General features: G+C 70.3%; 19 protein-coding genes and 1 pseudogene. 11 read left to right on the top strand and 9 right to left on the bottom strand.

Features of this window, described 5'->3' with window-relative positions; translation table 11 throughout:
• Positions 1–133: 133 nt before the first annotated feature.
• Together ACFVUT_RS00690 and ACFVUT_RS00685 are read left to right on the top strand one after the other, a co-directional pair.
• Positions 134–2,488 carry an FHA domain-containing protein gene (locus tag ACFVUT_RS00690; RefSeq protein WP_389642040.1) on the top strand — a complete coding sequence of 785 codons (2,355 nt, stop codon included), beginning with the start codon at positions 134–136 and terminating at the stop codon, positions 2,486–2,488.
• 450 nt (positions 2,489–2,938) lie between these two features.
• A complete protein-coding gene (locus ACFVUT_RS00685; RefSeq protein WP_389643562.1) occupies positions 2,939–4,975 on the top strand; it encodes a SpoIIE family protein phosphatase in 2,037 nt (678 codons plus the stop codon).
• Between the two features lie 415 nt (positions 4,976–5,390).
• On the opposite strand, the pseudogene ACFVUT_RS00680 reads toward ACFVUT_RS00685, so the two are convergent.
• From ACFVUT_RS00680 to ACFVUT_RS00670, 3 genes and pseudogenes are all read right to left on the bottom strand, one after another.
• Positions 5,391–5,879 (bottom strand): annotated as a pseudogene (locus ACFVUT_RS00680) (lamin tail domain-containing protein); the annotation flags it as partial.
• A gap of 716 nt (positions 5,880–6,595) precedes the next feature.
• Positions 6,596–7,369 (bottom strand): ABC transporter permease subunit, encoded by a 774-nt coding sequence (locus tag ACFVUT_RS00675; RefSeq protein ID WP_389642037.1) that lies wholly within the window; start codon positions 7,367–7,369, stop codon positions 6,596–6,598.
• Positions 7,366–8,286, bottom strand: coding sequence for an ABC transporter ATP-binding protein (locus ACFVUT_RS00670; protein ID WP_389642034.1), 921 nt, complete (start codon positions 8,284–8,286; stop codon positions 7,366–7,368). Before ACFVUT_RS00670 ends, ACFVUT_RS00675 begins: the two co-directional genes overlap by 4 nt.
• Positions 8,287–8,464: 178 nt before the next feature.
• Between ACFVUT_RS00670 and ACFVUT_RS00665 the strand changes: the two genes are divergently transcribed.
• Positions 8,465–9,673, top strand: a complete 1,209-nt coding sequence (locus ACFVUT_RS00665) for a sensor histidine kinase (RefSeq protein ID WP_389642031.1) — start codon at positions 8,465–8,467, stop codon at positions 9,671–9,673.
• Positions 9,670–10,416 (top strand): response regulator, encoded by a 747-nt coding sequence (locus tag ACFVUT_RS00660; protein ID WP_389642028.1) that lies wholly within the window; start codon positions 9,670–9,672, stop codon positions 10,414–10,416. The genes ACFVUT_RS00665 and ACFVUT_RS00660 overlap by 4 nt, the downstream gene beginning before the upstream one ends.
• 340 nt (positions 10,417–10,756) lie before the next feature.
• Here ACFVUT_RS00660 and ACFVUT_RS00655 read toward each other — a convergent pair whose 3' ends face one another.
• From ACFVUT_RS00655 to ACFVUT_RS00645, 3 genes are all read right to left on the bottom strand, one after another.
• On the bottom strand, positions 10,757–11,392 hold the full coding sequence (locus ACFVUT_RS00655; RefSeq protein ID WP_389642025.1) for a DUF6629 family protein: 636 nt from the start codon (positions 11,390–11,392) through the stop codon (positions 10,757–10,759).
• Between the two features lie 211 nt (positions 11,393–11,603).
• Entirely contained in the window at positions 11,604–12,716 is a 1,113-nt protein-coding gene (locus tag ACFVUT_RS00650; protein WP_389642022.1) for an XdhC family protein, read from the bottom strand.
• Between the two features lie 118 nt (positions 12,717–12,834).
• Entirely contained in the window at positions 12,835–13,134 is a 300-nt protein-coding gene (locus ACFVUT_RS00645) for a DUF1876 domain-containing protein (RefSeq protein WP_389642019.1), read from the bottom strand.
• Between the two features lie 173 nt (positions 13,135–13,307).
• On the opposite strand from ACFVUT_RS00645, the gene ACFVUT_RS00640 reads away from it, so the two are divergent.
• Together ACFVUT_RS00640 and ACFVUT_RS00635 are read left to right on the top strand one after the other, a co-directional pair.
• The gene (locus ACFVUT_RS00640; protein ID WP_389642016.1) at positions 13,308–14,138 is read left to right on the top strand and encodes a PP2C family protein-serine/threonine phosphatase; all 831 of its coding nucleotides are present in this window, start codon (positions 13,308–13,310) and stop codon (positions 14,136–14,138) included.
• Positions 14,139–14,204: 66 nt separating this feature from the next.
• Complete coding sequence (locus tag ACFVUT_RS00635) at positions 14,205–15,185, top strand: MASE1 domain-containing protein (RefSeq protein WP_389642013.1); 981 nt, start codon at positions 14,205–14,207, stop codon at positions 15,183–15,185.
• A 33-nt stretch (positions 15,186–15,218) separates the two neighbouring features.
• Here ACFVUT_RS00635 and ACFVUT_RS00630 read toward each other — a convergent pair whose 3' ends face one another.
• On the bottom strand, positions 15,219–16,478 hold the full coding sequence (locus ACFVUT_RS00630; protein WP_389642010.1) for an FAD-binding protein: 1,260 nt from the start codon (positions 16,476–16,478) through the stop codon (positions 15,219–15,221).
• A gap of 334 nt (positions 16,479–16,812) precedes the next feature.
• Here ACFVUT_RS00630 and ACFVUT_RS00625 point away from each other — a divergent pair, with 334 nt between their 5' ends.
• On the top strand, positions 16,813–18,354 hold the full coding sequence (locus tag ACFVUT_RS00625; RefSeq protein ID WP_389642007.1) for a sugar transferase: 1,542 nt from the start codon (positions 16,813–16,815) through the stop codon (positions 18,352–18,354).
• Between the two features lie 115 nt (positions 18,355–18,469).
• On the opposite strand, the gene ACFVUT_RS00620 is transcribed toward ACFVUT_RS00625, so the two are convergent.
• A complete protein-coding gene (locus ACFVUT_RS00620; protein ID WP_389642004.1) occupies positions 18,470–19,453 on the bottom strand; it encodes a GDP-L-fucose synthase family protein in 984 nt (327 codons plus the stop codon).
• Positions 19,454–19,566: 113 nt separating this feature from the next.
• Here ACFVUT_RS00620 and gmd point away from each other — a divergent pair, with 113 nt between their 5' ends.
• From gmd to ACFVUT_RS00600, 4 genes are all read left to right on the top strand, one after another.
• Positions 19,567–20,580: a GDP-mannose 4,6-dehydratase gene (gene gmd / locus ACFVUT_RS00615; RefSeq protein WP_389642001.1), complete on the top strand. Its 1,014-nt coding sequence runs from the start codon at positions 19,567–19,569 to the stop codon at positions 20,578–20,580.
• A gap of 80 nt (positions 20,581–20,660) precedes the next feature.
• Positions 20,661–22,922, top strand: coding sequence for a LamG-like jellyroll fold domain-containing protein (locus ACFVUT_RS00610; protein WP_389641998.1), 2,262 nt, complete (start codon positions 20,661–20,663; stop codon positions 22,920–22,922).
• Positions 22,919–23,605: a hypothetical protein gene (locus ACFVUT_RS00605; protein ID WP_389641995.1), complete on the top strand. Its 687-nt coding sequence runs from the start codon at positions 22,919–22,921 to the stop codon at positions 23,603–23,605. The genes ACFVUT_RS00610 and ACFVUT_RS00605 overlap by 4 nt, the downstream gene beginning before the upstream one ends.
• A complete protein-coding gene (locus ACFVUT_RS00600) occupies positions 23,602–24,429 on the top strand; it encodes a glycosyltransferase family 2 protein (protein WP_389641992.1) in 828 nt (275 codons plus the stop codon). The genes ACFVUT_RS00605 and ACFVUT_RS00600 overlap by 4 nt, the downstream gene beginning before the upstream one ends.
• On the opposite strand, the gene ACFVUT_RS00595 is transcribed toward ACFVUT_RS00600, so the two are convergent.
• Positions 24,401–25,591, bottom strand: a complete 1,191-nt coding sequence (locus ACFVUT_RS00595; protein WP_389641989.1) for a glycosyltransferase — start codon at positions 25,589–25,591, stop codon at positions 24,401–24,403. The genes ACFVUT_RS00600 and ACFVUT_RS00595 overlap by 29 nt on opposite strands.
• Positions 25,592–25,655: the final 64 nt, after the last annotated feature.

Below are 25,655 nucleotides of genomic sequence, written 5' to 3'. Positions count from 1 at the left end.
CGGCGCGACAGCGCCCGGTGCCGGCGACGATCCGGGCGGATCGCGGGTCGGCCGATGCGTCCTGTCGAACGGCCGTTGGCCGTCCGACAGGACGCATCGGGCATATAACGGGACGTATCGCTAGAATTTGGGCATGGGAGAACGGCCTGTCACGACCGCGCCCGAACTCGTTCTTGAAACCGACGCGGGGCCCACGGTGATGAGTCCGAGCCGGGACTACCACGTCGGACGCGACCCCCGGAGCGACATCGTCTTCGACGACGCACGGGTGTCGTGGCACCACGCGGTGCTGCGGCCCGTCGCCGATCACTGGTCACTGGAGGACGAGGACAGCGCGAACGGCACCTACACCGGCGGCAGGCGCATCCATGAGTCGGGCGTGGGCCCCGGCAGCATCATCCGGTTCGGCGATCCCGCGGACGGGCCGTGCGCGGTTCTGGTCAGCCAACACATACCCTCGCCCCCCGCACCGCATCCGGCCGACCGTCCCACCACCGTCACCATGCCCGCGGCCACCGTCACGTTTCGGCAGCCGACCACCGTGCGGCCACGACCCGTCCATACCGTGCGTATCGGCCGCAGCGCCGACAGCGACCTCGTCGTCGACGACCTGACCGTCTCGCACCGCCACGCAGAGCTGCGGGCCCATCACGACGGAACGTACGAGATCGTCGACCTCGGCTCGTACAACGGCACGTACCTCAACGGCCAGCTGGTCGGCCGCGCCCCGGTCGCCGCCGGCGACATCATCGGCATCGGCCACTCCGAGTTCTCGCTGATCGGCGACGTGCTCCAGGAGTTCGTCGACACCGGCGAAGTCTCACTCGACGTACAGGACCTGGCGGTCACGGTGGACGGCGGCCGCAAGCGCCTGCTCGACGGTGTCTCCTTCCCGGTGGGCGAGAAGTGCCTGCTCGGCGTGGTGGGTCCGAGCGGTTCCGGTAAGTCGACACTGCTCAACGCGTTGACCGGCCTCCGCCCGGCCGACGAAGGCACCGTCCTCTACGACGGGCGCGACCTGTACCGCGACTACGCCGAGCTGCGCCATCGCATCGGGGTCGTCCCGCAGGACGACATCCTGCACACCCAGCTGACCGTGGGCCGTGCCCTCGGATACGCCGCCGAGCTCCGCTTCCCCCATGACACCGCCCCGTCCGAACGCCGGGCCCGGGTCACCGAGGTGATCCGCGAACTGGGGCTGGAGAAGCGCACGAACCAGCCGATCCACAGCCTTTCCGGCGGCCAGCGCAAGCGCGTCAGCGTCGCGCTGGAGCTGCTGACGAAACCGTCGCTGCTCTTCCTCGACGAGCCGACGTCGGGGCTCGACCCCGGAATGGACCGCTCACTCATGCATATGCTCCGCGGGCTCGCCGACGACGGGCGTACGGTCATCGTCGTCACGCACAGTGTGCTCAGCCTCGACGTCTGCGACCGGCTACTGGTCCTCGGCCCCGGCGGGAAGACCGCCTATTTCGGGCCCCCCGACGACGCGCTCGCCTTTCTCGGGTTCGAGCACTGGCCGGAGGCGTTCGAGGCGTTCGAGAGCGACCGGGACCGTGACTGGTCGGGGCAGTTCCGCGCGTCCCCGACCCACCAGCAGTACATCGCCGACTGCACCCCCCAGCCCCCGCCGCCGCATGTCGCGGCAGCCCCGATCGCGCCGCCGCCCAAGGCCCGGAGCGGCGGCGCACAACTGCACACGCTCGTCCGCCGCTACGCCGCTGCGCTGAGTGCCGACCGGACCTTCCTGGCCGTCATGATCGCCCTGCCGTTCGTGATGGGAGCGATGACCCGGGCTCTGGCCGGCGGCCGGCTGACCCAGGAGACGGCGATCAACGCGCTGCTGATCCTCTGCGTGGGCAGCGTGCTCACCGGCGCCGCCAATGCCGTACGGGAACTGGTCAAGGAGCGGGCGATCTACCAGCGGGAACGGGCCGTCGGCCTGTCCAGATCGGCGTATCTGATGTCCAAGGTGGTGGTCCTGGGCACCATCACGGTCCTTCAGGCCGTGGTGCTGACCCTGGTCGGCCTGGTGGGCGTCGATCTGAACGCCCCGGGCGGCAAGGGCGTTCTCCTGCCACCCCTGGTCGAGATCACGCTGGCCGTGGCCCTGTTGTCGTTTTCGGCGATGATGCTCGGTCTGGTCGTCTCCGCACTGGTCCGCAAGGAGGAGGTCACCATGCCGCTGCTGGTGCTCCTCGCGATCGTCCAGGTCGTCTTCTGCGGCGCGTTGCTGAAACTGCACGGGGTGCCCGGTCTGGAGGAGCTCGCGTGGCTGGTGCCGTCCCGGTGGGCGCTCGCGGCCATGGGCGGGACCATCGGGCTCGCCCGGATCGTGCCGGGCAGGGTGAGCTCGGATCCGCTGTTCGATCACTCCCCGGCGGCGTGGTTGCTGAACATGGGGATGCTGATCGTGCTCTCCGTCGTCTCCGGATTCGTGGTCACCCGCCTGCTGCGCCGGCAGGAGCCCGCCGTCATGCGGAAGTAGCGGAGGCAGGACCACGACCACTCCGGCCACTCCGGAGTTCCGCCCGGTCCACGTCGCCCCCCGGGACGGGATGCCCGCCCGGGAGGCGCCGGATGCCTCCCGTCCCGCCGAGCCGATCGACCTGTCGCTCCCCCGTCTGCCCCCTCTGCGGTGGCGGAGCACGTGAGGTGGTCCGACTCTTGTCCCTAGGGCTGTCCCGTGATCCCTGGCGGGCGCACGACGACAGCTACGGCGCCTCGCAGCGTTGTCGGAACGCCCGCATGCATCCGGTATGCGAACGTGCCTCCGCCTTGCGACGCACCGCATTCGACGCCGCTCGCTCATCCACCAGGGATCACGGGACAGCCCTTGGCCGCTGATTTCGACAGGTGACAGGTAGACGCAGCCGATGGGGGTGAGTTCGTGGCGAACGCCGACGCACCGGGCAGCGCGTCGACCGCGGCCCACGGCATGGGCGCGGCGATCCTCCACACCCTGTTCGCCCAGCCCGCGGTGGGCCTGCACGTGCTGGACACGCAGTTGCGGGTGGTCCGGGCGAACGCCCTGACCGGCCAGGTCCCGGCCGAACGCCTCGTGGGGCGTCACTTCACCGAGGCTTACCACTTGGAGAGCCCGGACGAGTCGGAACGGGTGCTGCGCGCGGTACTGGACAGCGGCGTGACCGTGCGCGACCACGTGGTCCGCGGCTGTGTCCGGGGGGCCTCCGGCCCCATGCGCAGCCTCAGGGTGTCCGTCAACCGCCTGGAGGATGCCCAGGGAACCCCCCTCGGGCTGCTGGCTGCGGTCGTCGATGTCACCGAGCAGGAGAAGGCACGCACCCGGGCCGCGTGTCTCGCCGCGGTGCGCACACGGGTGGGCAGGTCGCTCGATGTGGCGGCCACCTGCGAGGGGCTCGTCGAGGCCGTCGTTCCGGTGTTCGCCGACTTCGCCGTGGTCGAGGTCGTGGACGACGTCCTGCGCGGTTCGGACCCGCCGATCCGCCCGCTGGGGCCGGATGTCCCGCTCCGTCGAGCGGCGGTCCGGAGCCAAGAATTCGAAGGCCACCAGGACGGCCTGGTCGGAGAGATGCGCCGACTGCCCGCCCGTACGCCCTACGCACTGGCCGCGTCGGATCTCCGGCCCCGCCTCGTCCAGATCGGGCCCCGGACACCGTGGCTCGACGCGGACCCCGACACAGCCCGGGTGATCGAGGCGACCCGGGCCCACTCCTTGATCGTGGTCCCGCTGAAGCTGCGCGGCGCGATTCTCGGCCTGGCGAGTTTCTACCGGTGCCGGGGCACGGAGCCCTACGAGGAGGACGATGTCCCGCTCGCTCTGACGGCCGCCGCGCACGTCGCGCTGAGCATCGACAACGCACGGCGCTACGAACGCGACCATGTCATCGCGTCGACGGTCCAGCGACGGCTCCTCCCCCAGCGCCACGGTGACCGGATCGCCGTGGACACGGCGCACGTCCTGCTTCCCGGACGCAACAGCGGCAGTTGGTTCGACACCGTCGGTCTCTCCGGCGCACGCACCGCGCTGATCATCGGGAACGTCGAAGGCCCCGGCCTCCAGACGGCCATCACGATGGGGCAGCTGCGGACCGTCATCCACGCCCTGGCCGGTCTCGACCTGGAGCCCGACGAGGTACTGGCCCGGCTGGCGGACACCGCCGGCCGCCTCGCCATGGAACGGGCGTCATTGCCGCCCGGCGACCGGCTGCGCCGGGTATCACTCCGGGCCACCTGCCTGTACGCGGTCTACGATCCCTTCTCCCGCACCTGCACCGTCGCGAGGGCGGGGCACCCGGCGCCGTTGCTCGTCACGCCCGACGGGAACACGACCACCTTGGACGTGCCCGAGGGGCCCCCGCTCTTCTCCACCGACAGTTCACCGTTCGCCACCGCCTCCTTCGCACTCGACGAAGGCAGCCTTCTGGCGTTCTTCACCGGCGGTCTCGCCGAGCACGCGGCCACGGACCGGATGCGCGATGTGCTCGCACGGCCCGGCCGGAGTCTGCGGCGCCTGTGCGACGAGGTGGTCTACAACCTTCCGGCCGACGCCTGTCCCGACGGTGCCGCGCTTCTCCTGGCCCGTACCGGCGTCGTACCGCCCGAACGGATCGCGACCTGGGAGCTGGCCCACGACCGCACCACGCCCGCCATCGCCCGTACGCTCGTGCGCGACCGGCTCGACGGCTGGGACCTCGACGAGGAGACGATCGAGGCGACCGAACTCATCGTGAGCGAACTGGTCACCAACGCCGTGCGCTACGGCACCCCTCCGCTGCAACTGCGGCTGATCCTCTGCCACACACTCACCTGCGAGGTGCATGACAGCAGTCGGGTGTCACCCCATCTGCGCCATGCGCGGACCGTCGACGAGGGCGGACGCGGGCTGTTCATCGTCTCCCAGCTCGCCAGCCAGTGGGGAACCCGGTTCAGCAGCGAGGGCAAGGCCCTGTGGACCGAGCAGGACATCCCGTCCGCGGCGGACGAGTCCTGACCTCGACATGCGTCACCCGCCGCGCACGATCGCCCGTCCCGGGAAAGCCGTCGGTTCGGCACCGTGGTCCCGCGTGTTCCACCAATCCGGAAGGGCGACGCCGTTCGTCGCGCCCGCCCGGCGTTCCGGTGATCGTTGACGCGTGCGGCGCCCCGCGGCCGGGAGGGCCGCGGGGCGCCGCGTTCAGGATGAGGACGGCCGTTCCGGGGACGGGGAGCGGTCGCCTGCCGGATCAGTGACGACCTTCGTGACCCTTACGACCGTCGTGACTGTTGCGACCGTTGCGACTGTCCTGTCCATATCGGCCGTCGTGGTCACGGCTGTCGTGGTCACGGCCGGTCCGGTCACGGCCGTCGTGGTCACGGCCGTCGCGGTCACGACCGGTCCGGTCACGACCATCCCGGTCACGGCCGTCGCGGTCACGACCGTCGCGGTCACGACCCCAGGACTTCGAGTCGACCCGGTGACCGCGCGCGTCCCGCAGGGTCGCCGTGTCTCTCGCGTCCCAGACGTACGCACGGAGGCCCTGATAGACATCGCGGCTGGTGTCACGGCCGACTCCGGTGTGCACACGCACCGAGGAGCGGCCGGCCAGCCGCAGGGTGAAGCGGTAGGTGCGGTGGCTCTCGTCGCTCAGGGTCCAGCCGCGGAGATTGACCGAGTGACGGCCGGTGTTGGTGACGGTGACCCATTCACCGTTGAGGCTGCGGTTGGAGCCGTTGTCGCGACCGGGGCTGTCGTACTGGACCTCGCCCAGGACCACGGACGAACGCGGGTCGATCCTGGTGTGGCCGTGACCGTATCCGTGGTCGTGCTCGTCTGCGATCGCCGGCAGTGCGGCGGCGGCCACCAACGCGCCGGAAGCGAGAACGGCAGCGGTGAACCGTCGTGCGGAACGGGACATGAAGACCCCTTCTGATGCGGGCTCGGACCGTACGGCCCGAGCCTTGTTCGGTCTCGGCGTGCTGCCGAGAACGCACACTGTGGCCCGATTGCCCGAGTCACGAAAGACGCACCCATGCGTGTTACCAAGTACGGACATTTCCGTCACGCGCGTCTGTAACCGGCACACATCCCGACCGTCCGAGTACCTGTCAATTCCTGCCCGCAGCACGCATCCGCGCGACGCTGCACGGACACCGTCCCTGGCGCAATCTGCCGCCCGGCACGCACCGCGCGCGCCCCGCGCGAGCGGTACGGCGAATCCGTAACAGGCGTCACCCGCCCGCCCGTGAACTGCCGTTCTCCTGCCCACGAAAAAGGGGAACGGCAGTTCTACGGAAGGTCGTTGCACCGCCCGTTCAAGCAGCTCTCGGCCGACCGAGGCCACGGCCGCGACGCATACGGGCAGGACGGGCTGCGGAAGCCGATCCAGCTGACGGCCGGGCGCCTGGGTGTGGACCATCGGCAGTTGCAGCGGTTCATGACGTCCTCGACCTGGCCGGTTGACCGGGAAAGGCGAGTACGAGCCGGGAGAAGGCAGGGGCGACGCCGGCCTCGTACCGGTCGAGGCCGACGTCGACAGCGGCGGTGAGGTCGGTGATGGCCCGGTCGTATCGGCCGGCCTGCCGATGGGCTTCCCCACAGGACCTGGCGACGCGGGACCGGCTGGTTGTCCCGTCAGGCGTCCTTTCGGCGCAGTACCAGGTAGCCGCTGATCAGGGCGGCGGCCGTCCAGGTCAGCAGGATGGCGAGAGCCGCCCCCGATCCGTAACCGGGTCCGTAGCGTCCGTCGTTCGACGGCCCCGCGATGTGCATCAGTTCCAGGCCGGCCTGGTCGGGCAGATACCGCAGGACGGGCTTCAGAGCGGGGATGTTGCCGAGCCCCTGGGAGCCGAGGAACAACAACGGCAGCAGGATGCCCATCGAGATCGCCGAACTGCGCACGACGGTCGCGATCCCCATGGAGAAGGCGCAGATCAGGGTCAGGTAGACGACTGCCCCGGCGAGCGCGGCCGGCACTCCGTCCGCGGTGAGGTCGGTTCCGTACGGGCCGAGCGCCGCCTGTGCCGCGACGAACGTGATGAGGACGATCACCGTCGAGGCGGTGAGGGCCGTCAGAGTGCCGGCCAGCACCTTGCCGCCGTAGAACAGACCGCGTCCCGGCACCGCGGCCAGCGAGGTCCTGATCGAACCGGACGAGTACTCGGCCCCGACGAGCAGGACACCGAGCACGACGAGGGCGAGCTGCCCGAGGGTCACGCTGTACAGGGCGGCGACCAGCGGATCGAAGTTGACGACGTGCTCGATGTCGTTGCGCCAGTTGGACGCGATGAGTGTGCCGATACCTGTGCTGAGCACGAAAGCCAGCAGCAAGGTGTAAGCGGTCGAGCGCACGGTCCACACCTTGGTCCATTCGGCGGCGAGCACCGCCCTGGGCGAGTTGCTGGTCATCGCTGTGCTCCTCCCGGCTGCTCCGCCCGGTACTCGACCGCTTCGGCGGTCAGCCGCATGAACGCCTCCTCCAGCGATGCGTGACTCCGTGCCACCTCGTGCACCGGCACCGCATGGGCCGCGACCAGTTCACCGATCCGCTCCGGGCCGGCGGCCGCACTCAGGCTCCCGTCCGCGCATTCGGTGACCTCGATCCCAGCGCCGGCCAGCACGTCGAGCAGCCGCTGCGGTTCCGGAGTACGCACCCGCACCCCTGCTTCCGTGTGTTCGTCGATGAACGCGGTCATGCCGGTGTCCGCGAGGAGCCGGCCGCGGCCGATCACGAGCAGATGATCGACGGTGAGTGCCGCCTCGCTCATCAGGTGACTGGAGATCAGCACGGTTCGCCCTTCGGCCGCCAGGTCCCGCAGGAGGCGCCGGATCCACAGGACGCCCTCCGGATCGAGCCCGTTGACCGGCTCGTCGAGCACCACGACGGCCGGTTCGCCGAGCAACGCCGCGGCGATTCCCAGTCGTTGGGCCATACCCAGCGAGAACGTCCCCATCCGTCGGCGCGCGGCGCTCGCCAGCCCGGCCAGCTCGATCACCTCGTGCACGCGGCGTGCCGGGATCCGGTTGCTCCGGGCCAGACACCGCAGATGGTTCAGTGCGGTCCGGCCGGGGTGCACGGCCCTGGTGTCGAGCAGAGCGCCCACCGTACGCAGCGGATCGCGCAGCTGTCGGTACGGTGCGCCGTCGATCCGCACCTCGCCGGCGGTCGGGCGGTCCAGGCCCAGCATCATGCGCATCGTGGAGGACTTTCCGGCGCCGTTGGGGCCGAGGAATCCGGTCACCAGGCCGGGCCGTACCCGGAAACTGAGCCCGTCCACCGCCGTGGTGTTCCCGTAACGCTTGGTCAGGTCGGTCGCTTCGATCATGTCGGCGATGTTCCGGGACGAAAGGCCGCTGCCACATCCGGCCCAGGGCCTACCGCCTTTCCTCCACCCACGGGTGGAGGGGGCCGGCATAGGAGCCTGTGCCTCCGCCCCTGGGAGGAGCGCCAGGTTCAACTGCCGGACGGAGGTGGCGGGCTTTGCGCCTGGATAGGGTCGAGAGGTGCGAGCACGAACTACTGAGGTGGACCCGGACTATCATCCGATCCTGGCCCCGCGGCTGAGCCGACGCCAACACATCGCTCTGGACTGCGTGTTCGTATGCGTGTACGCGGCCGCGCTGTTGCTGACCGGCTCGACGGCCGATGCGCCGTCGTCCACGGCGCCCTCCCCGGCCCCGGTGCCGTGGGAGCGGCTCGTACTCATCGCGGCGGCCACCGCGCCCGTCGCCGTGCGGCGGATCTGGCCGTTGCCCGTGTTCGTGTTCGTGCTGGCGGTTACCGTCGTCGCCGTTGTACGGGACGCCACCTGGGATCCGTTCCTGGCGGCGGCGTTCGCCATGTACACCGTCGCCCTCACGGTGCCGTCACACCGTTGGTGGCAGCGGTGGCTGCCCGGACTGGCGCTGGCGGCCCTGTCCCTGGCCGGTGCCGCCGGAGCGACGCACGCGGGCGACGCATACTGGTGGCGCGGCGGCCCAGGGCTGCTGTTGCTCGGCTTCACCGCGCTGCTCGGCGCCTGGCAGCTGGGACGGGCCGCGCGGCAGAGACGCGCGTTCGCCATTCGGGCGGTGGAGCAGCTCGCGCAGCGAGCCGTCACGGAGGAACGCCTGCGGGTCGCCCGCGAACTGCACGACGTCGTCACCCACAGCATGGGCCTGATCGCGGTCCAGGCCGGTGTCGCCAACCATGTCCTGCATGTCAGACCGCAGGAGGCGCACGACGCGTTGCAGGTCATCGAACGCACGAGCCGCACCGCACTGAACGACATGCGCCGGATGCTCGGTGTGCTCCGCACTCCCGAGGGCGAGCGGCAGCCGGCCTCTCTCGGCCCGGTCCCCGGCGCTGCCGCACTTCCCGAACTCGTCGGGCAGGCCGGTGCGCAGCTGACGATGCGCGGTGTCGAGAACCTGCCCGCCGGAGTCGCTCTGGTCGTCTACCGAATAGTCCAGGAGGCGCTCACCAACGTCGCCAAGCACGCCGCCCCGGACTCCCGTTGCCAGGTGGAGGTCGTCGCGAACGGCCGCGACGTCCGGATCGACATCACCGACGACGGCGGAGGCCGGGCGCCCCTGACGAAGACGACCGGCGGCCATGGCATCGTCGGCATGCGCGAGCGCGTCGCCATGTACGGCGGAACCCTCACCACCGGACCGCGTCCGGAGGGCGGCTTCGCGGTGCACGCGTCCCTGCCGTACGAGGAGAGCACATGACCAGGCCCGCCGGCTCGCCCGCCGAACCGCCCGCTGTTCCGCCCGCTGTTCCGTCCGGAGATCCGGTCCGGGTCCTGATCGCCGACGATCAGGCCCTGCTGCGCGGCAGCCTCCGCGTGCTCGTCGATGCCGAACCCGGCCTGGTGACCACATCGGAGGCGGCGAACGGGACGGAGGCGGTGCGCTGCGCCCGGCAGGACCCGCCGGACGTGATCCTGATGGACGTACGGATGCCCGGGATGGACGGCATCGAGGCGACCCGGCAGATCTGCGGTTCTCCCAGCAGCGCGAACGTCAAGGTGCTGATGCTGACGATGTTCGACCTGGACGAGTACGTCTATGCCGCGCTGCGGGCCGGCGCGAGCGGCTTCCTGCTCAAGGACACGCCGCCCGGCGAACTGATCGCGGCGATACGGGTCGTGGCTGGAGGCGATGCGCTGCTGGCACCGGCCGTGACGCGGCGCCTGATCGCGGAATTCGCGCATCGCCCACACCCCTCGCGATCACTGCCGCACACCCTGGACGGTGTGACCGGGCGCGAGCGCGAAGTCCTCACCCTCATCGCCCGCGGCCTGTCCAACACCGAGATCGCCGAACGGCTGTACCTGGGCATCGCCACCGTGAAGACCCACGTCGGCCATCTGCTCACCAAGCTCGACTGCCGCGACCGCGCGCAGTTGGTGATCGTCGCGTACGAGAGCGGCCTGGTCACGGCAGTACGCCCACCGGCGATCGGTCCTTGACGACCGCCTTCCGGCACCGCGGCCGGAGGCCTCACCCTGCCGCGGACGATGTGGGCCCCGAAGAGGTGCGGGTTGTGTTCCGGCATTCCGATCACCACAGCACCGCACGATGCGGCATCAATCGCGGACCACGGACCGCAGACCGGACAAGCGGTCCGCACTGGTCGGCGCGCCCGGCCGGAGCCGGTGGGCGTGCCTGAGAGCCGCAGGCGCCGCGCTCAACCGTGCGCTGATGGTTCTCACATGAACCGGCGGCCGTGACGAATGCCGAGCGCGCGAGGGTGATGCTGCTCGAAGACGAGGGCGATCCCGGCGAGCATGCCGTGGATCCCGGGGCCGATCAAAGAGATACGCTCTGGGCCCGGCCCACGGCGCGACCGCGGATCCAGCCGAGCAGGACCACCGAGCACACCGCCGCGAAGGCGCACCAGGTGGAGACGAACTCCAGCCGCCAGAGCGCCGCACAGACAGCGGACCCGGCCGCGACCAGCAGACCGAGACGTCGCAGTAGGTCTTCGCCGGACAGGAGCAGTGAGCCCACCGTGGCCAGGAGGTACCCGCCGACGAGCACACCGGAGCCGGGAAGGTCGAGTACGTAGCCGAGGGTGTGCCCGCGGATCTCTGCCGTGACGGGACGGTTCGCCAGGCAGTACGCGAGTGGGACAGCGGTCGCGATTCCGGCCGCGAGGGGCATCAGCAGCCGCCGTCGGGCATGCGGCGGCGCGGCGCACAGCACACCCAGGGGAACCCACAACGGCAACAGGGGAAGAGCGATGACGGCCCAGGCGAGGGTGGCGGGCCCGGTGCCGCCGCCCGCGTGCCAGATCACGGACTCGATGATCTGGTGGATCCCGAGGAGCAGCGGAAGCGCCGCGAGCGGCAGGTCACGCACCCGGCGCACCTGCGCCACACACGCCACTCCGACGACGGCGATGCCGGTGCCCGCGACGAGATCGGCGGTGGCACTCCAGCACATGGCTCCCCCTGGCCCCCGGCATCGCGGTATCGGTCGCTTCCGGGCTCAACGCTACGGTTCTTCCGGCAGCCGCCCGACGTGGCACGACCGGCACACCCGGCGCGAAGGGCTGCCGGGCGTGCCGCCCGAAACGCGTTTGCCGTCGAGAAGCGCCCGCCGGGCGTCGTCCTCCTCAAGGCACCCGAACCACGGCCTCACACGGAGCACCGGGTCACGCGGTTTTCGGCTGCCGCGGGTGGATCGCCCCGGCCGTGTCCGTCAGGGGGCCGCCGGTGCCGCCCCAGCGCAGGGCCACGATCTCCGCCGCGATCGAGACGGCCACCTCTTCGGGGGTGCGCGCGCCGAGGTCGAGGCCGATGGGTGAGCGCAGGCGCGCCAGTTCCGCATCGCCGAGGCCGGCCTCGCGCAGCCGGGCCACGCGGTCCTCGTGGGTGCGGCGGCTGCCCATCACACCGATGTACGCGGCCGGGGTGCGCAGGGCCACCTCAAGCAGTGGCACGTCGAACTTCGGGTCATGGGTGAGAACGCACATCACGGTCCGTCCGTCGGTCTCCGTGCCGCGAAGGTACCGGTGCGGCCAGTCGACGACCACCTCCGCACCGTCCGGGAACCGGCGAGGGTCCGCGAAGGCGGGACGGGCGTCGCAGACGGTGACGCGGTAGCCGAGGAACGCACCGATCCGCGCCACCGCCGCGGCGAAGTCGATCGCGCCGAAGACCAGCATCCGGGGCGGTGGCGCGAACGACTGGAGGAACACGGTGACATCGTCCTCACGCCGTTCGCCGTGGGAGCCGTAGTGCCGCAGACCGGTTGCGCCCTGGGCGAGTTCACCCCGGGCGTCGGCGGTGACCGCGGCGTCCAGGCCGCTCGTTCCCAGCGAACCGCGGACGGTGTCCGGACGGACGGCGAGGGTGGCACCGCGCGGGGCGGGCCCGTCCGTCACGGTGGCCAGAACCACCGGGTGGTGGACGGCGACCGCTGCGGCGACCTCACCGAAGGTGGTGTCGTGCTCCGCTGCCACACGACGCACGAGAAGGGTGATCTCGCCACCGCAGGTGAGTCCGACAGCGAAGGCGTCCTCGTCGCCGCAGCCGAAGCTCCGGAGCTGGGCCCGGCCCGTTTCCACGACTTCCTTGGCCAGTTCGAAGACCGCGCCCTCGACGCAGCCGCCGGAGACACTGCCCACGACATGGTCGTCCGGACCCACGGCCATCACCGTGCCGGGACCGCAGGGCGCACTGCCGCTGATGGCGACGACGGTGGCCAGCCCGAACGGTTCCCCCGCGCTGTACCAACGGCTGAGCGCCGGAAGAATCTCACGCATCGGCCGCCTCCGCCGGAGCGGAGGTGACGGAACGGCAGCGGGCGGGATGCGGCGCCGTGCGCGTGCCCCGTGCCGGCCGCGCTCTGCGAGACGTGGGGCGCATGGCTTCTCCAGGGGCTCAGGCCGTGGTGTCGGACCATGCGTACGGCGGTGCGACGGGCCCGTTCGCGGGTCCGGCCCCGACCGTTTCCATCTCCTGGTCGGCAACCTTCATCAATTGCGCGGCGACGTCCTTCATGGCACGACTCGCCGCGAGTTCGTCACCGATGGCGGGGATGTCGACGTCCTGCGGGTTGCAACGGGCGACGCCGTGTCCCACGACCTTCTCGGAACCGGTGTCCAGCACCGCCTCGGCCCGGGTCGTGCCGTCCTCCTCGGACAGTCCCACTCGGACCTTCCACTCCAGCGTACGAGTCATCGCGCACCTCCTGCGCCCGCGCCCGTGCCCGGCCTCGGTCCGCCGCCACGGCACGTTCCCTGCCCCCAGGATCCACCCGGCCGGACCGGTTCGCGCGTTCCGGCTCGTCCTGCGGGGATCGCACCGTCGAAATACTATGGGTCACGTCACTTCCACCCAGTGCGGAGCGGCCAATGAACCGGCGTCGTCCTGCTCGTTCGGCGAGCGCCGGCGAACTGCTCAGCACGTTGCAACAGCTCACCTCACGGGCACGCCGTGAGGTGGAGCTGCATCAGGCGCAGGTGGAGCTGGCCGAGGCACTGCAACGCGGGATGCTTCCCGCGGAACTGCCCGTCTGCCCGAGTCTGCAGACGGCCGCCCGGTACGCGCCGGCCCGCAGCGGGCTGGACATCGGCGGTGACTGGTACGACGGATTCCTGCTGCCCGACGGATCGCTGGCGTTCGCGATAGGGGACGTACAGGGCCATGACGTCGAGGCAGCCGCCCTCATGGGGCAGATCCGCATCGCCATGCGCGCGATAGCCGCCACCACCACGGACCCCGGAGAGGTGCTGGGCCGGACCAACGACCTGCTGCTGTCGGTCGGCTCCGACCTCTTCGCGACCTGTACGTTCGCCCGCCTCGACCCGGTCACCCGGGAGCTCCGGAGCGCCCGGGCCGGGCATGTCGCGGCCGTGTGGGCCACCGCCGACGGACGGTCCGGCCTCACCTCCGACGAGGGCGGCCTTCCTCTGGGGATCAAGCCGGGCGAGCGCTATCCGGTCACGCGACGACGGCTGGCCGGCCGCGGCGCCTTCGTCCTGGTCACGGACGGCGTCATCGAAGGCCCGTCGTTCCCGATCGACGACGGTCTGGAAGCGGTCGAGCGGCTGGTGGTGTCCCGGGTCCGGGACGGCGCCGGTGAACTGGCCGACGCGGTGCTGCGGGCGGCGGAGCGGACCGGGCACGAGGACGACGCCGCCGTTCTCGTCCTGCGCCACGGAAGCGCCCCCGGCAGCGGATGAGGCCCGTACTCGGGCCGAGCGTGTCAAACAGCCGACACTCGTCCGGGTCGGTGTCTGATGAAAAGTGTGATCCACAGCGAGAGAACCAGACATACGACGTCGGCCGCACTGCGTCTCCTGGCCGTCGCCGTCGCCTACTACCTGGCCGGTGGGCTCGGTCTGATCCGCGGGGTGTACATCAACGGCGCGGTCGTCACACCGCTCTGGCCACCCACCGGGATCGCACTCAGCGCGCTGCTCTGCCTGGGCCTGCGCGTCTGGCCCGGTATCGCGCTGGGCGCCCTGCTCGTCGTCGCCACGCTCGACGGCTCGGTCTCGCTGTTCACCTTCGCCGTCGTGGCGGGGAACACCCTCGCGCCCGTCTGTGCCTTCCTCATACTCCGCAGGGCCGGGTTCCGCCAGGAGCTGGACCGGCTGCGTGACGGAGTGATGCTGGTCTTCCTCGGCGCGCTGGCGGGCATGGTCATCAGCGCGAGCGTGGGCGCGGGCACGCTGGTGCTGGACGACGGCCTGCCGCTGGGTGAATTCTGGCCGGTCTGGGCGGCGTGGTGGTCGGGTGACGCGATGGGCGTACTGGTCGTCACCCCTCTGCTGCTCGTGCTCCGCAGGGCCCGGATGCCGCGGGTGACCGACCGGTGGATCGAGGCGAGCGCGCTCGTGGTGGTCTCCGTGGCGGTTTCGCTGGTGGCCACCCGGACCCCATGGGCGATGATCTACCTGGTGTTTCCGCTGCTCATCTGGGCGGCCCTGCGCTTCCAGCTCGCGGGGAGCGCGCCATGCGCCTTTCTGGTGTCGGTCCTCGCGGTCGTGGCGGGAACGCAGGGCGTGGGACCGTTCGAAGGCCACTCGGTCCTTCATGTGATGGTCAACCTCACCGTGTACAACGGCTGCGTGGCCCTGACCGCGCTTCTGCTCTCGGCCGTCGTCACCGAGCAGAGCAACATCCGCCGGCGCATCGAGCGGGCCTGTGAGGAGCTGGCCGATGTGGTGGAGCATCTGGCGCGGAACGCCCGGCCGCGGTCGAAGGACGAACTCGACGGCCTCTGACCCCGGCGGCCGGCCCCACTTGGGCCGGACGGCTCAGTTCGGGAAGTGGTGGGCCAGGAACGCGTTGCGGAAGGTGCCCTGCGGATCGAATCGGGCCACCAGCCGCTCGAAATCGGCGTAGTGCCCGTACAGCGTGCGCAGTGTCTCGGGAGCGGTGGTGAACACCTTGCCCCAGTGCGGCCGCGCGCCGAAGGGGGCCAGGGCCTCCTCGACGGCCCTGAGCACCGGTGCGACAGCGGCCGTGTCGGGCACCCAGGTGAAGTGGAAGGCCACCGAGTCCCTGCCGCTCGCCGGGCTCAGCCACAGGTCGTCGCGCGCGGCGGTACGGATCTCGGCGATCTGCAGAAGAGGAGCGATCCGCTCCCGGAGCCGGCTCAGTGCCTCGTACGCCGCGGGCGCGTCCTGCCGGGCCACGAAGTACTCCGACTGCAGCTCGTCACCGTTGCTGGGGGTGAACTCCAGACGGAAGTGCGGAAGGCGCCGGTGCCACGGTCCGGGCACGCCCTCCTGGCGGGTGCAGTTCTCGGCCGGCATCCCCGCGATCGGGTGGCGTGGGCCGTCAGCGAGGCGCGCGCCGAGCCACTCCCGGGGCGCGCGCTGCGGCCCCTCGGAACCCACCCGCTGCTTGAGCCACACCTGGTTGAGCGGCCCTTCACGCCAGTCGGTGAAGACGCTGACGCTGTACGCGGCCGACATCACCTCGTCGAAACTGTCGGTGAGCCGCGCCTCCGGCAGATCCTCGTAGACCCACTGCTGTACGTCGAAGGACGGCACCAGGTCCAGCGTCAGCGCCGTCACCACGCCCAGCGCGCCCAGGGCGACCACCGCTCCGGGGAAATCCGCTTCGCCGCGCCGCAGGGACACGATCCGGCCGTCGGCCGTGACCATCTCCAGCGCCCGGACGGCCCCCGCGATGCACCTGTTACCGACTCCCGAACCGTGGGTTCCGGTGGCGCAGGCACCGGCGACGGAGATGTGCGGCAGCGAACCGAGATTGTGCAGGGCGTACCCGTTCTCGTGCAGCTCGTCGGCGAATTCCCCGAAGCGCAGCCCCGCGGAGACGGTCACCGCGCCGGCCTCCCGGTCGATCTCGACCCTGCGGGGCAGCCCGGCGACCGACACCAGATCGCCCCGGGTGTCGGCGACGGCGTTGAAGGAGTGCCGGGTTCCGAGCGCACGCGCCGAGTCCGAGGCGCAGACCAGATCCCGCAGCTCGGCCACCGAGCGGGGCACACTCAGCCGCCGCGCCCCGAATGTGATGTTTCCGGCCCAGTTCTTCTCCGCGGGAGTCACCGCACGTCCCCACTTTCGCTCATGGCCGGATGTCGCAAACCCGACGGGCCATCCTCCCAGACGGGCCCATCGGTGCGACCATGCACCCCGTGGCGAACATGTCCGCACACGGTCCGATTCCACCACCTCCCCATGCGAACACTCACCCGCAGAAGGCCACATCCCGCACGGAACGGGATGAGTTCGGAGTCGGTACAGATGTCTGAACTTCACTGGAACTCCAGCGAAATGGCACGTGTGTGGATATCGTGCACCGAGCTAGGGCGCATCCGTCAGTCCGTGGGATCGGCGGATGCGCCCCGTTTGTGGCGATGCAACTGTGGCTGGGGGGTTCATGGGGCATGTCGAGCTACCCGATTCGGACAGATCAGGACCTGTGGGACTGGCGGGGGCGCCTCGTCCACGGGCTGCTTCGCATCCGTCTCGCAGCAAGGAACTCGAAGATCTGTGGAGATCGCCGACCGTACAGCGCGAACGCCGCGAGCCGGCTGCGGCCCGGAGGAGACCGGGCCGGTGTCGGCCGGTCGTCGTCGGGGTCGAACTTCTCGGCCTGGGCATTCCGGCATGGCTCGTGCTGCGGGCCGGCGGGCAGCCGGGGGCCGCGCTCGCCGCTTCGGTGGGCGCGCTCGTGTGGACCGGTGTGCGGGCCGCCCGGGGCCGGTACGCGGACCGGCCGGGGGGCCGTTCGCCGGGGGTGCTGAGCACGACCGGTGACTGGTTGCTGCTCATCGGCGCGCTCGCCGTGCTGCAGACCGTGACCGGTGATGCGGACGATCCCGCGACGGCGGTCGCGGCACTGCTGCCCGGCCTGCTCGTGGGCCTTGCGGCCGGGGGGTTACGGCGGTTGCCGTGGCCGCGGCGGCGGGAGACCCGGCGGGTTCTGGTCGTCGGCGACGCCGCAGGAGTGGACCGCGCGGTACATCTGCTCGGTTCACGCGCGGACCATCCGTACGCGGTCGTCGCCGCCATACCGGTGGGGACCGCACCGCTGACGTGCGAGGTCCAGGTGCCGGGCCGGCTCGCACCGGCACCGGCGGACGACGACGCGTCGACGGTACTGGGGGGCGCCTTCGCCCATGACGCGGATCTGGCCCTGGTGGTGGCCGGGCCTCAGCTCTCCGAGGAGCGGCTGCACCGCCTCTTCCGGGCGCTGCACGACGGCGGGCTTCCGCTGTCCGTTCTGTCGGATCTCTCGGGCATCGCGGCCTGCCGGGTCAGTCCCGTCACAGCGGCCGGACTGACCCTGCTGCACATCGCGCCGCCACTGCGCCAGGGACCTCAGATGGTCGTGAAGGCCGTGCTGGACCGGGTCGGCGCCGCACTCGGTCTCCTGGTCCTGGCACCGCTGCTGCTTCTCATCGGAGCGGCGGTACGGCTCGGCTCGGACGGGCCGGCGTTCCACCGGCAGATCCGCCACGGGCGGCACAACCGGCCGTTCACCATGTGGAAGTTCCGGACGATGGTGGTGGACGCCGAGAACCGCAAGGAGCAGCTCGTCTCGGCGAACGAGAACGACGGCCCGATGTTCAAGATGCGCCGCGACCCCCGGGTGACCGGGATCGGCCGTCTGCTGCGCCGGACGTCTCTCGACGAGCTGCCACAGCTCCTCAATGTGCTCCGGGGTGACATGTCGCTGGTCGGTCCACGGCCTCCGCTGCCGGAGGAGGTGTCCCGCTACGACGAACGCGAGCTCCACCGGCTCGCGGTCAGGCCGGGGCTGACCGGGCTGTGGCAGGTCAGCGGGCGCTCGGACCTCTCCTGGCAGGAGACCGTCTCGCTCGATCTGTGGTACGTCGACAACTGGTCGGTGGCTACGGACATGGGGCTGATGGCCCGTACGCTGCGCGCCGTCGCCGACGGCCGCGGGGCGTACTGAGAGCGGCGGCCGAAGGATGCGAGCCGTACGAATCCACCGGCCGTACGGGGCCGGAGGGACGGGCGGTCGTCGAGTGCCGGCGGCCGGCCCGTGCCGATGGGACCACCGGGCCCGCTCAGAGCTGCACGGTCTGCCGCTCCAGCCACCACGCGTAGGTGTGGGCGATGCCGTCGCGCAGCGGGATCTGCGGTGCGAAGCCGAGGGAGGTGAGCCGGGAGACGTCGAGCAGCTTGCGCGGGGTACCGTCGGGCTTCGACGTGTCCCATACGACACTTCCCTGATATTCCGTCACCTGACTGACTATGAAGGCGAGTTCACGGATGGTCAGGTCTTCCCCGCAGCCGATGTTGACGGGCTCGTCGCCGTCGTAGCGCTCCAGCAGGAGAAGGCACGCGGCGGCCAGATCGTCCACGTGCAGGAATTCGCGGCGCGGGCTGCCCGAGCCCCAGAGCGTGACCGTCGGCGAGCCGTCCCGTCGCGCCTCGTGGAAGCGGCGGATCAGCGCGGGCAGCACGTGCGAGGTCTCCAGGTCGAAGTTGTCCCCCGGCCCGTAGAGATTGGTGGGCATGGCGCTGATGTACGAGGCCCCGTACTGGCGGCGGTAGGACCGGGTCTGCACGATTCCGGCGATCTTGGCCAGTGCGTACGCCTCGTTGGTCGGCTCCAACGGGCCTGTCATGAGGGCGCTTTCGGGGATCGGCTGCGGCGCCTGCCTGGGGTAGATGCAGGACGATCCGAGGAAGAGCAGCCGCTCGACCCCGGCGGCATGTGCTCCGGCGACGACGCTGAGCTGGATGCGGAGATTGTCCTCAAGGAACTGCACCGGATACGTGTGGTTGGCCATGATCCCGCCGACCTTGGCGGCGGCCAGCACCACGGCGTCGGGACGGACGTCGCGGAGAAACGCCTCGGTCCGCGCCGCGTCACGCAGATCGAGACGGTCACGCTCGCGGGTGACCACCTCGTGTCCGGCGGAGGCGAGGCGGCGTACCACCGCCGAACCGACGAGACCGCGGTGGCCCGCGACGAATATGCGGGCGCCGGGCCGCAGGTGCGGGCGGACGGATTCCTGGGGAGAGCCGGGGAAATCAGTCGTCATGGCTCGGATTGTGCCAGCAGCCGCAGCCCGCGGTGACGTTGTGCCGCAGATCGCTCAATTCCGATATTTCGGCGAGAATCTACAGCCTTTCAGGCGAAGGCGGAGGGGGAGTCGTGGCGAAGACCGCGCTCATCACCGGCGTGACCGGGCAGGACGGTTCGTACCTGTCCGAGTTGCTGCTCGAAAAGGGGTACACGGTCCATGGACTGATACGCCGTTCGTCGAGCTTCAACACCGAGCGGATCGACCACATCTATCAGGGGCCGGAGGAGGAGAACCGCTCGTTCGTCCTGCACCACGCCGACCTCGCCGACGGCGTCGCACTGGTGAATCTGCTGCGCGACATCCGGCCGGACGAGGTCTACAACCTGGGTGCGCAGTCGCACGTCCGCGTCTCGTTCGACGCTCCGCTGTACACCGGTGATGTCACCGGTCTCGGCACGATCCGGCTGCTGGAGGCCGTCCGGGCGAGCGGGGTCGACACCAGGATCTATCAGGCGTCCTCGTCGGAGATGTTCGGCGCCACCCCGCCGCCGCAGAACGAGAAGACCCCGTTCCACCCGCGGAGTCCGTACAGCGTCGCCAAGGTCTACTCGTACTGGGCCACCGTCAACTACCGTGAGGCATATGGGATGTTCGCGGTCAACGGCATCCTCTTCAACCACGAGTCACCGCGCCGTGGTGAGACGTTCGTGACCCGGAAGATCACGCGTGGCGTGGCCAGGATCAAGGCGGGGCTGCAGGCCCACCTCCATCTGGGCAACCTCGACGCCGTGCGCGACTGGGGCTACGCACCCGAGTACGTCGAAGCGATGTGGCGGATGTTGCAGTGCGACAGCCCGGACGACTATGTGGTGGCCACCGGTGAAGGCGTCAGCGTCCGGCAGTTCCTGGAGTACGCCTTCGCGCACGCCGGCCTGGACTGGCGGGAGCACGTCCGCTACGACGCCAAGTACGAACGCCCCAGCGAGGTCGACGCGCTCATCGGTGATGCCGCCAAGGCCGAGGAACTACTCGGCTGGAAACCGTCGGTCAGAGCGCGGGAACTCGCCAGGATCATGGTCGAGGCGGACATCCGCCAACTGTCCGACCAACTCGCCGGAGCGGCTGTGCGGGTGGACCGATGAGAGGTCCGGGCACGACCGGCAACCGCACCGCCCACAACCGCGGCCTCCCGGCCGCAGCTCGTTCCCACCTTCGGAGCTGAATGATGAAGAGACGTACGGGGCGCAGACTCCTCGGACGCGGCAGGGCCCGCGCCGCGGCCGGAGCACTCTGCCTGCTCGCCGGAGCCCTGACCGCCGCCGCGTCCGGGGGCTCCCCGGCCGCGGCCCTCACACCGCCGGTCTCCCTGACCGCGGACGACCTCACCACCTGGCAGACCAACGGCATCGTCTGGTCGATGGCCGCGTCGGACGCCGGCGTCGTGTACACCGGCGGGACCTTCTCCACCATCCGGCCGCCGGGCGCCGCAGCCGGAACATCCGACCAGCCGGCGGTGAACTTCGCCGCGTTCGACGCGGCGACCGGTGCGCCGACCGGTTGCAGCCTGTCGTTCACGCTCTCGTCGGGGACAGCGACCGTCCGCGCACTCGCGCTCTCCCCCGACCAGAAGACCCTGTACGTCGGCGGGCAGTTCGGGGCGGTGAGCGGCGTCGGAGTGAGCAATATCGCCGCGATCGACACCGCGACCTGCACCCCGCGCCAGGACTTCAAGTTCGCCGTGTCCGCGACGGTCCGGGCGCTGGCCGTCACCGCCGACACCGTCTATCTGGGCGGTGACTTCAACAGCGTGGCGGGGCAGACCCGGAACAAGTTCGCCGCGGTCACCACGGGCGCCGCGCTGAAGCCGTGGAAGGCCGACACCGATGAGGTGGGACGGGCTCTGGAACTGACGCCCGACCAGAAGCACGTACTGCTCGGTGGTGACTTCTTCACCGTCAACGGCACCACCTCGCACGCACTGGCCGTCGTGGACGCCACCACCGGGACCGTCACCAAGAGCTACCCGGCAGGCTTCATTCCGGACACCTCCACGGTGCAGGACCTGACCACGGACGCCACCGGGTTCTACACCGCCAACGAGGGCACCGGCGGAGGTGTCTTCGACGGCCGGATCGCCCTGGACCTCAGCAACTTCGAGCAGCGCTGGCGGGACACCTGCCTGGGCGCCACCCAGGCCGTACTCGTGCACAACGGCGTTCTGTACAGCGGGAGTCACGCGCACGACTGCGCCAGCATGGGCGAGTTCCCGGACCAGCCGCGCAAGCACCTGCTGGCCCAGTCCGTCGACGATCCGAAGCTGCTTCCCTGGTTCCCGGACACCAACGACGGCATCGGGGAGCCGGTCGGACCGCGGGTGATGGCGCAGACGGACAAGGGCGGCCATCACTACCTGTGGGTGGGGGGCGAGTTCACCACCGTCAACGGCTCCGCGCAGCAGGGCCTGACGCGGTTCGCCGACGGTCCCGACACCGGAACGCCCTGGGTGCCGAACGTCAGTCTGTCCACCGTCACCCCGGGCAAGGTGGAGGTGAACTGGCAGACGAGTTTCGACGCCGACGACGGTGAGCTCACCTACCGGATCTACAAGGACGGTGCGACCACCCCGGTGTACACCACGACGGGGTACTCACTGTTCTGGGACCGGCCGCAGCTGCGATGGACCGATACGGCCGTGGCCGCGGGTGAGACCCACTCGTACCGGATCAGTGCGAGCGACGGCACCAACACCAGCGCCAAGTCGCCCGCCGTGTCGGCCACCGTGGCGTCGACGGCCCCGAAGTACTCCGCCAAGGTGCTGGCGGACGGCGCCTCGCTGTACTGGCGGTACGACGAGGGCACGTCGACCTTCGCCGCGGACACCGGCGGCGGCCTGGACAACGGATTCCTGCGCAACTCCCCCGCCTACCGGCAGACCCCGGCCGCCGTCGCGGGCGCGTCGACCGCGATCGGCTTCAACGGATCGAACCAGTACGCCTACAGCAACAAGCGTCATGCGCAGCCCACCAAGTTCTCGGTGGAGACCTGGATCAAGACCACGACCACCAGAGGAGGGAAGATCATCGGCTTCGGCAACGTGACCATGCAGAACAGCACCCAGTTCGACAAGCATGTGTACATGAGCGATAACGGGCGGCTGGTCTTCGGCATCTACAACAGCGGCGCCAAGACCATCACGACGCCCGCCGCCTACAACGACGGCGCCTGGCACCATGTCGTCGCCACGCAGGGAACCGGCGGCATGGCGCTGTACGTGGACGGGCAGCTCCGCGTCTCGAACACCCAGTACACCACCAACCAGAACTACAGCGGTTACTGGCGTGTGGCCGGGGACAACCTCAACAACTGGCCGAACCAGCCGACGAGCAACTTCTTCGCCGGGCAGATCGACGAGACGGCCGTCTACCCGACCGCGCTCAGCAGTTCGCAGGTCAGTGCCCACTACGCACTGAGGACGAGTGGATGAGGCGTCCGTTCCTGGCCGGCGTCGTCGTCGTACTGACGGCGGTGCTGGCCGCCTGCGGCTCGTCCGGCGACAAGCACGGAGCGCCGGGCGCGGAAGGGCCGTCCGCCTCCGGATCCCCGGCCATGGCCCCCTCGGCCGGTCCCGGGACCGTCGCGCCCGGCGATTCCCCGGCCCCGCGGACGAGCGAGCCGCCGAAGCTGCCCAGCGATCAGCTCACCCCGGCCACCGGCTCCTTCACCAAGAAGCAGAAGGAATACCTGGTCGACCGCGTCCCCACCGGCATGGATCCGGCCGCCGTGCTCCAGACCGGCCAGGAGACCTGCGACAAGCTGACCTACCTCGTCAAGGTCGACCGGGACACAGCCGTCGGCGCGATCGTGACGGGCGAGATCGCCGATGCGGAGCCCGCCGTCGAGCACCTCTGCACCCAGCACCGGGAGCTGGTGCAAACGGCCGCGCGCGGGTACGCGGACGGCACGTACAAGGACGAGCAGATCCGGCCGGGCCGATACCGCGACGTCACTCCCGGCCCGAACTGCACCTGGCGGATCACCGGGGCGAACGGCAAGAACCTGGTGTCGGGCTCCTCCGGCGAGCGGGCCGGGATCACCGTCCCCCAGGCGGCCCGGGTCTTCACCTCCACAGGCTGCTACGCCTGGCTGCCCGAAGGAGGGCACGGATGAGCAAGCTGCCGATAGCCGTGGCGATCCCCACGAAGAACGAGGGGCTGAACATCGCCGAAGCGGTGACGTCGGTGCTCGGCCACTTCGAGGCGGTCGTCGTCGTCGACTCGCACAGCACGGACGACACCGTGAAGATCGCCGAGGAGTGCGGTGCCGAGGTGATCACCTACACCTGGGACGGTGGCCATCCACGCAAGAAGCAGTGGTGCCTGGACCATGTCCGCACGGACCTGGACTGGATTCTGCTGCTCGACGGCGACGAGCGGCTCAGCCCCGGTCTGCTGGCCGAACTGCGGCAGATCTTCGCCGATCCCGGCGCGCCGAAACCGGCGGCGTACGACATCCCGCTGGGCTACTGGTTCTCCGGGAAGCGGTTGCGCCACGGCTACACCATCCGCAAGCGGTCACTCACCGACCGCACCCGCTGCCGGTACCCGGAGGTCGGGGACCTCGACGCGCCGGGCATCGGCGAGGTCGAGGGCCACTACCAGCCGGTCGCCGAGTCGGTCGGCTCGCTCCGCGGTCCGATCGAGCACCAGGACCTCGATCCGGTCACCGCCTGGTTCGAGCGGCACAACCGGTACTCGGACTGGGAGGCCTGGCTGGAACTGCATCCCGAGGTCAAGGAGCAGGTGCGGAAGGTGAAGTCGCGCCAGGGACAGCTGTTCCACAAGGCCCCCTTCAAGCCCTTGGTGTCGTTCGCGTACATGTATGTGTACCGACGGGGTTTCCTGGACGGACGGGCGGGCTTCGACTTCGCGCTGGCGATGAGCTTCTACCGATGGCAGATCGCGCTCAAGTCCCGTGAGGGGAAGACGGCGTGATCCGGTGGGCCTTCCGGCGGACCACGTCCTCGTAGGTCCGCCGGAGGGTCCGGGTCACGGCGTCGATGGTGAAGTGCTCGTCGACCAGGTTCCGAGCGGCATGTCCGGCACGGGCGTTGGCCTCGGGTTCCAGGAGTTCCAGAATCGCCCCGGCGACCTTGGCCGCGTTCTGCGCGTCCTCGCCGGGCCTGCTGTCGATCACCCGTCCCGCCCCGGCCCTCGCGACATCGGGGCCGAGGCCGCAGGTACGGGTGATGACCACGGGAGTGCCGACCGACATCGCTTCGAGGACGGACACCCCCAGGGGTTCCTCGATGGACGGCAGGACGTACACATCGGCCCGCCGCCCCGCGGCCAGGACCTCCTCGTGGTCGAGCGGTCCCACCGGGTCGAGGGAGCCCATCACGCCCAGTCCGCGGGCGAGTTCGAGGGTTGCGGACAGCGCTCCGGTGTCGGGCCCGGCGAGCACGAACCGGGCGTCCGGATGCTCGGCCAGGACCGCGGGCATCGCGGCGACGAAGTCCTCGGGGCGCTTGCGCTCCTGGATCCGGGCGAGGAAGAGGACGTTCGGCGGGCGCCCCGGTTCTCCGGCGGGCCCTGGCTCCTGCGGTCGCACGCCGTTGACCAGCCGTACCGTGCGGGTCAACGGCACCGGTGCGGCGACCGCGTTCACATCGAGGCGTTCCCGCTCGGTCAGGTGCAGCACGGCGTCCGCGCGGCGCAGGACCGTGCGCACCCCCAGCAGATCGGTCAGTCGGGCGACCCGCTTCTCGGTCGGGTCCACCATGCCGTGGGTCTGGACGACCAAGGGGGTGCGGGTGGCCAGTGCGATCAGCGCCGCGGGCAGCGTCACCAGATCGCGCATCAGGTGGACGTGGACGAGATCGGCGCCGCGCATCATGCGACGGGCGGCGAGGAGCAGCGCGCCGGAGGTGATGCCGCTGACCTCGAACACGGGGAGCAGATGGCGGGCCCGGAAGAGATGGACCGGTACTCCTTCGACCTCGCGCGGCAGCCGGCCCTCGAAGCCGTCGCCCAGTGCCATGATGCGGGCGTCGTCGCCCCCGGCCCGTTGGACCTTCGACAGGTTGAGTGCCACCCTGGTCGGACCGCCGAACGCGTGGTCCGGAGTGTGCAGTGTGACGACGTGCAGGATCTTCACCAGGGTTCCCCTCGACCTCGGCGGACCCTTCGCAGACTAGTCGTCCAAACCCCCCAAGTGGGTT

The sequence above is a fragment of the Streptomyces sp. NPDC058051 genome (assembly GCF_042885475.1).
Classification (GTDB): domain Bacteria; phylum Actinomycetota; class Actinomycetes; order Streptomycetales; family Streptomycetaceae; genus Streptomyces.
Note: the sequence above shows the minus strand (reverse complement) of the source record. Positions and strands in the feature narration are given on the sequence as shown.

What these genes read in the sequence shown, in the direction of transcription:
- ACFVUT_RS00655 (WP_389642025.1), bottom strand. Translation starts at nt 11,392, where the DNA reads ATGTGCTGGAGTGCCACCGCCGATCTCGTCGCGGGCACCGGCATCGCC.
- ACFVUT_RS00660 (WP_389642028.1), top strand. Translation starts at nt 9,670, where the DNA reads ATGACCAGGCCCGCCGGCTCGCCCGCCGAACCGCCCGCTGTTCCGCCC.
- ACFVUT_RS00625 (WP_389642007.1), top strand. Translation starts at nt 16,813, where the DNA reads ATGGGGCATGTCGAGCTACCCGATTCGGACAGATCAGGACCTGTGGGA.
- ACFVUT_RS00690 (WP_389642040.1), top strand. Translation starts at nt 134, where the DNA reads ATGGGAGAACGGCCTGTCACGACCGCGCCCGAACTCGTTCTTGAAACC.
- ACFVUT_RS00620 (WP_389642004.1), bottom strand. Translation starts at nt 19,453, where the DNA reads ATGACGACTGATTTCCCCGGCTCTCCCCAGGAATCCGTCCGCCCGCAC.
- ACFVUT_RS00645 (WP_389642019.1), bottom strand. Translation starts at nt 13,134, where the DNA reads ATGACTCGTACGCTGGAGTGGAAGGTCCGAGTGGGACTGTCCGAGGAG.
- ACFVUT_RS00685 (WP_389643562.1), top strand. Translation starts at nt 2,939, where the DNA reads ATGGGCGCGGCGATCCTCCACACCCTGTTCGCCCAGCCCGCGGTGGGC.
- ACFVUT_RS00650 (WP_389642022.1), bottom strand. Translation starts at nt 12,716, where the DNA reads ATGCGTGAGATTCTTCCGGCGCTCAGCCGTTGGTACAGCGCGGGGGAA.
- ACFVUT_RS00600 (WP_389641992.1), top strand. Translation starts at nt 23,602, where the DNA reads ATGAGCAAGCTGCCGATAGCCGTGGCGATCCCCACGAAGAACGAGGGG.
- ACFVUT_RS00675 (WP_389642037.1), bottom strand. Translation starts at nt 7,369, where the DNA reads ATGACCAGCAACTCGCCCAGGGCGGTGCTCGCCGCCGAATGGACCAAG.
- ACFVUT_RS00605 (WP_389641995.1), top strand. Translation starts at nt 22,919, where the DNA reads ATGAGGCGTCCGTTCCTGGCCGGCGTCGTCGTCGTACTGACGGCGGTG.
- ACFVUT_RS00610 (WP_389641998.1), top strand. Translation starts at nt 20,661, where the DNA reads ATGATGAAGAGACGTACGGGGCGCAGACTCCTCGGACGCGGCAGGGCC.
- ACFVUT_RS00640 (WP_389642016.1), top strand. Translation starts at nt 13,308, where the DNA reads ATGAACCGGCGTCGTCCTGCTCGTTCGGCGAGCGCCGGCGAACTGCTC.
- ACFVUT_RS00670 (WP_389642034.1), bottom strand. Translation starts at nt 8,286, where the DNA reads ATGATCGAAGCGACCGACCTGACCAAGCGTTACGGGAACACCACGGCG.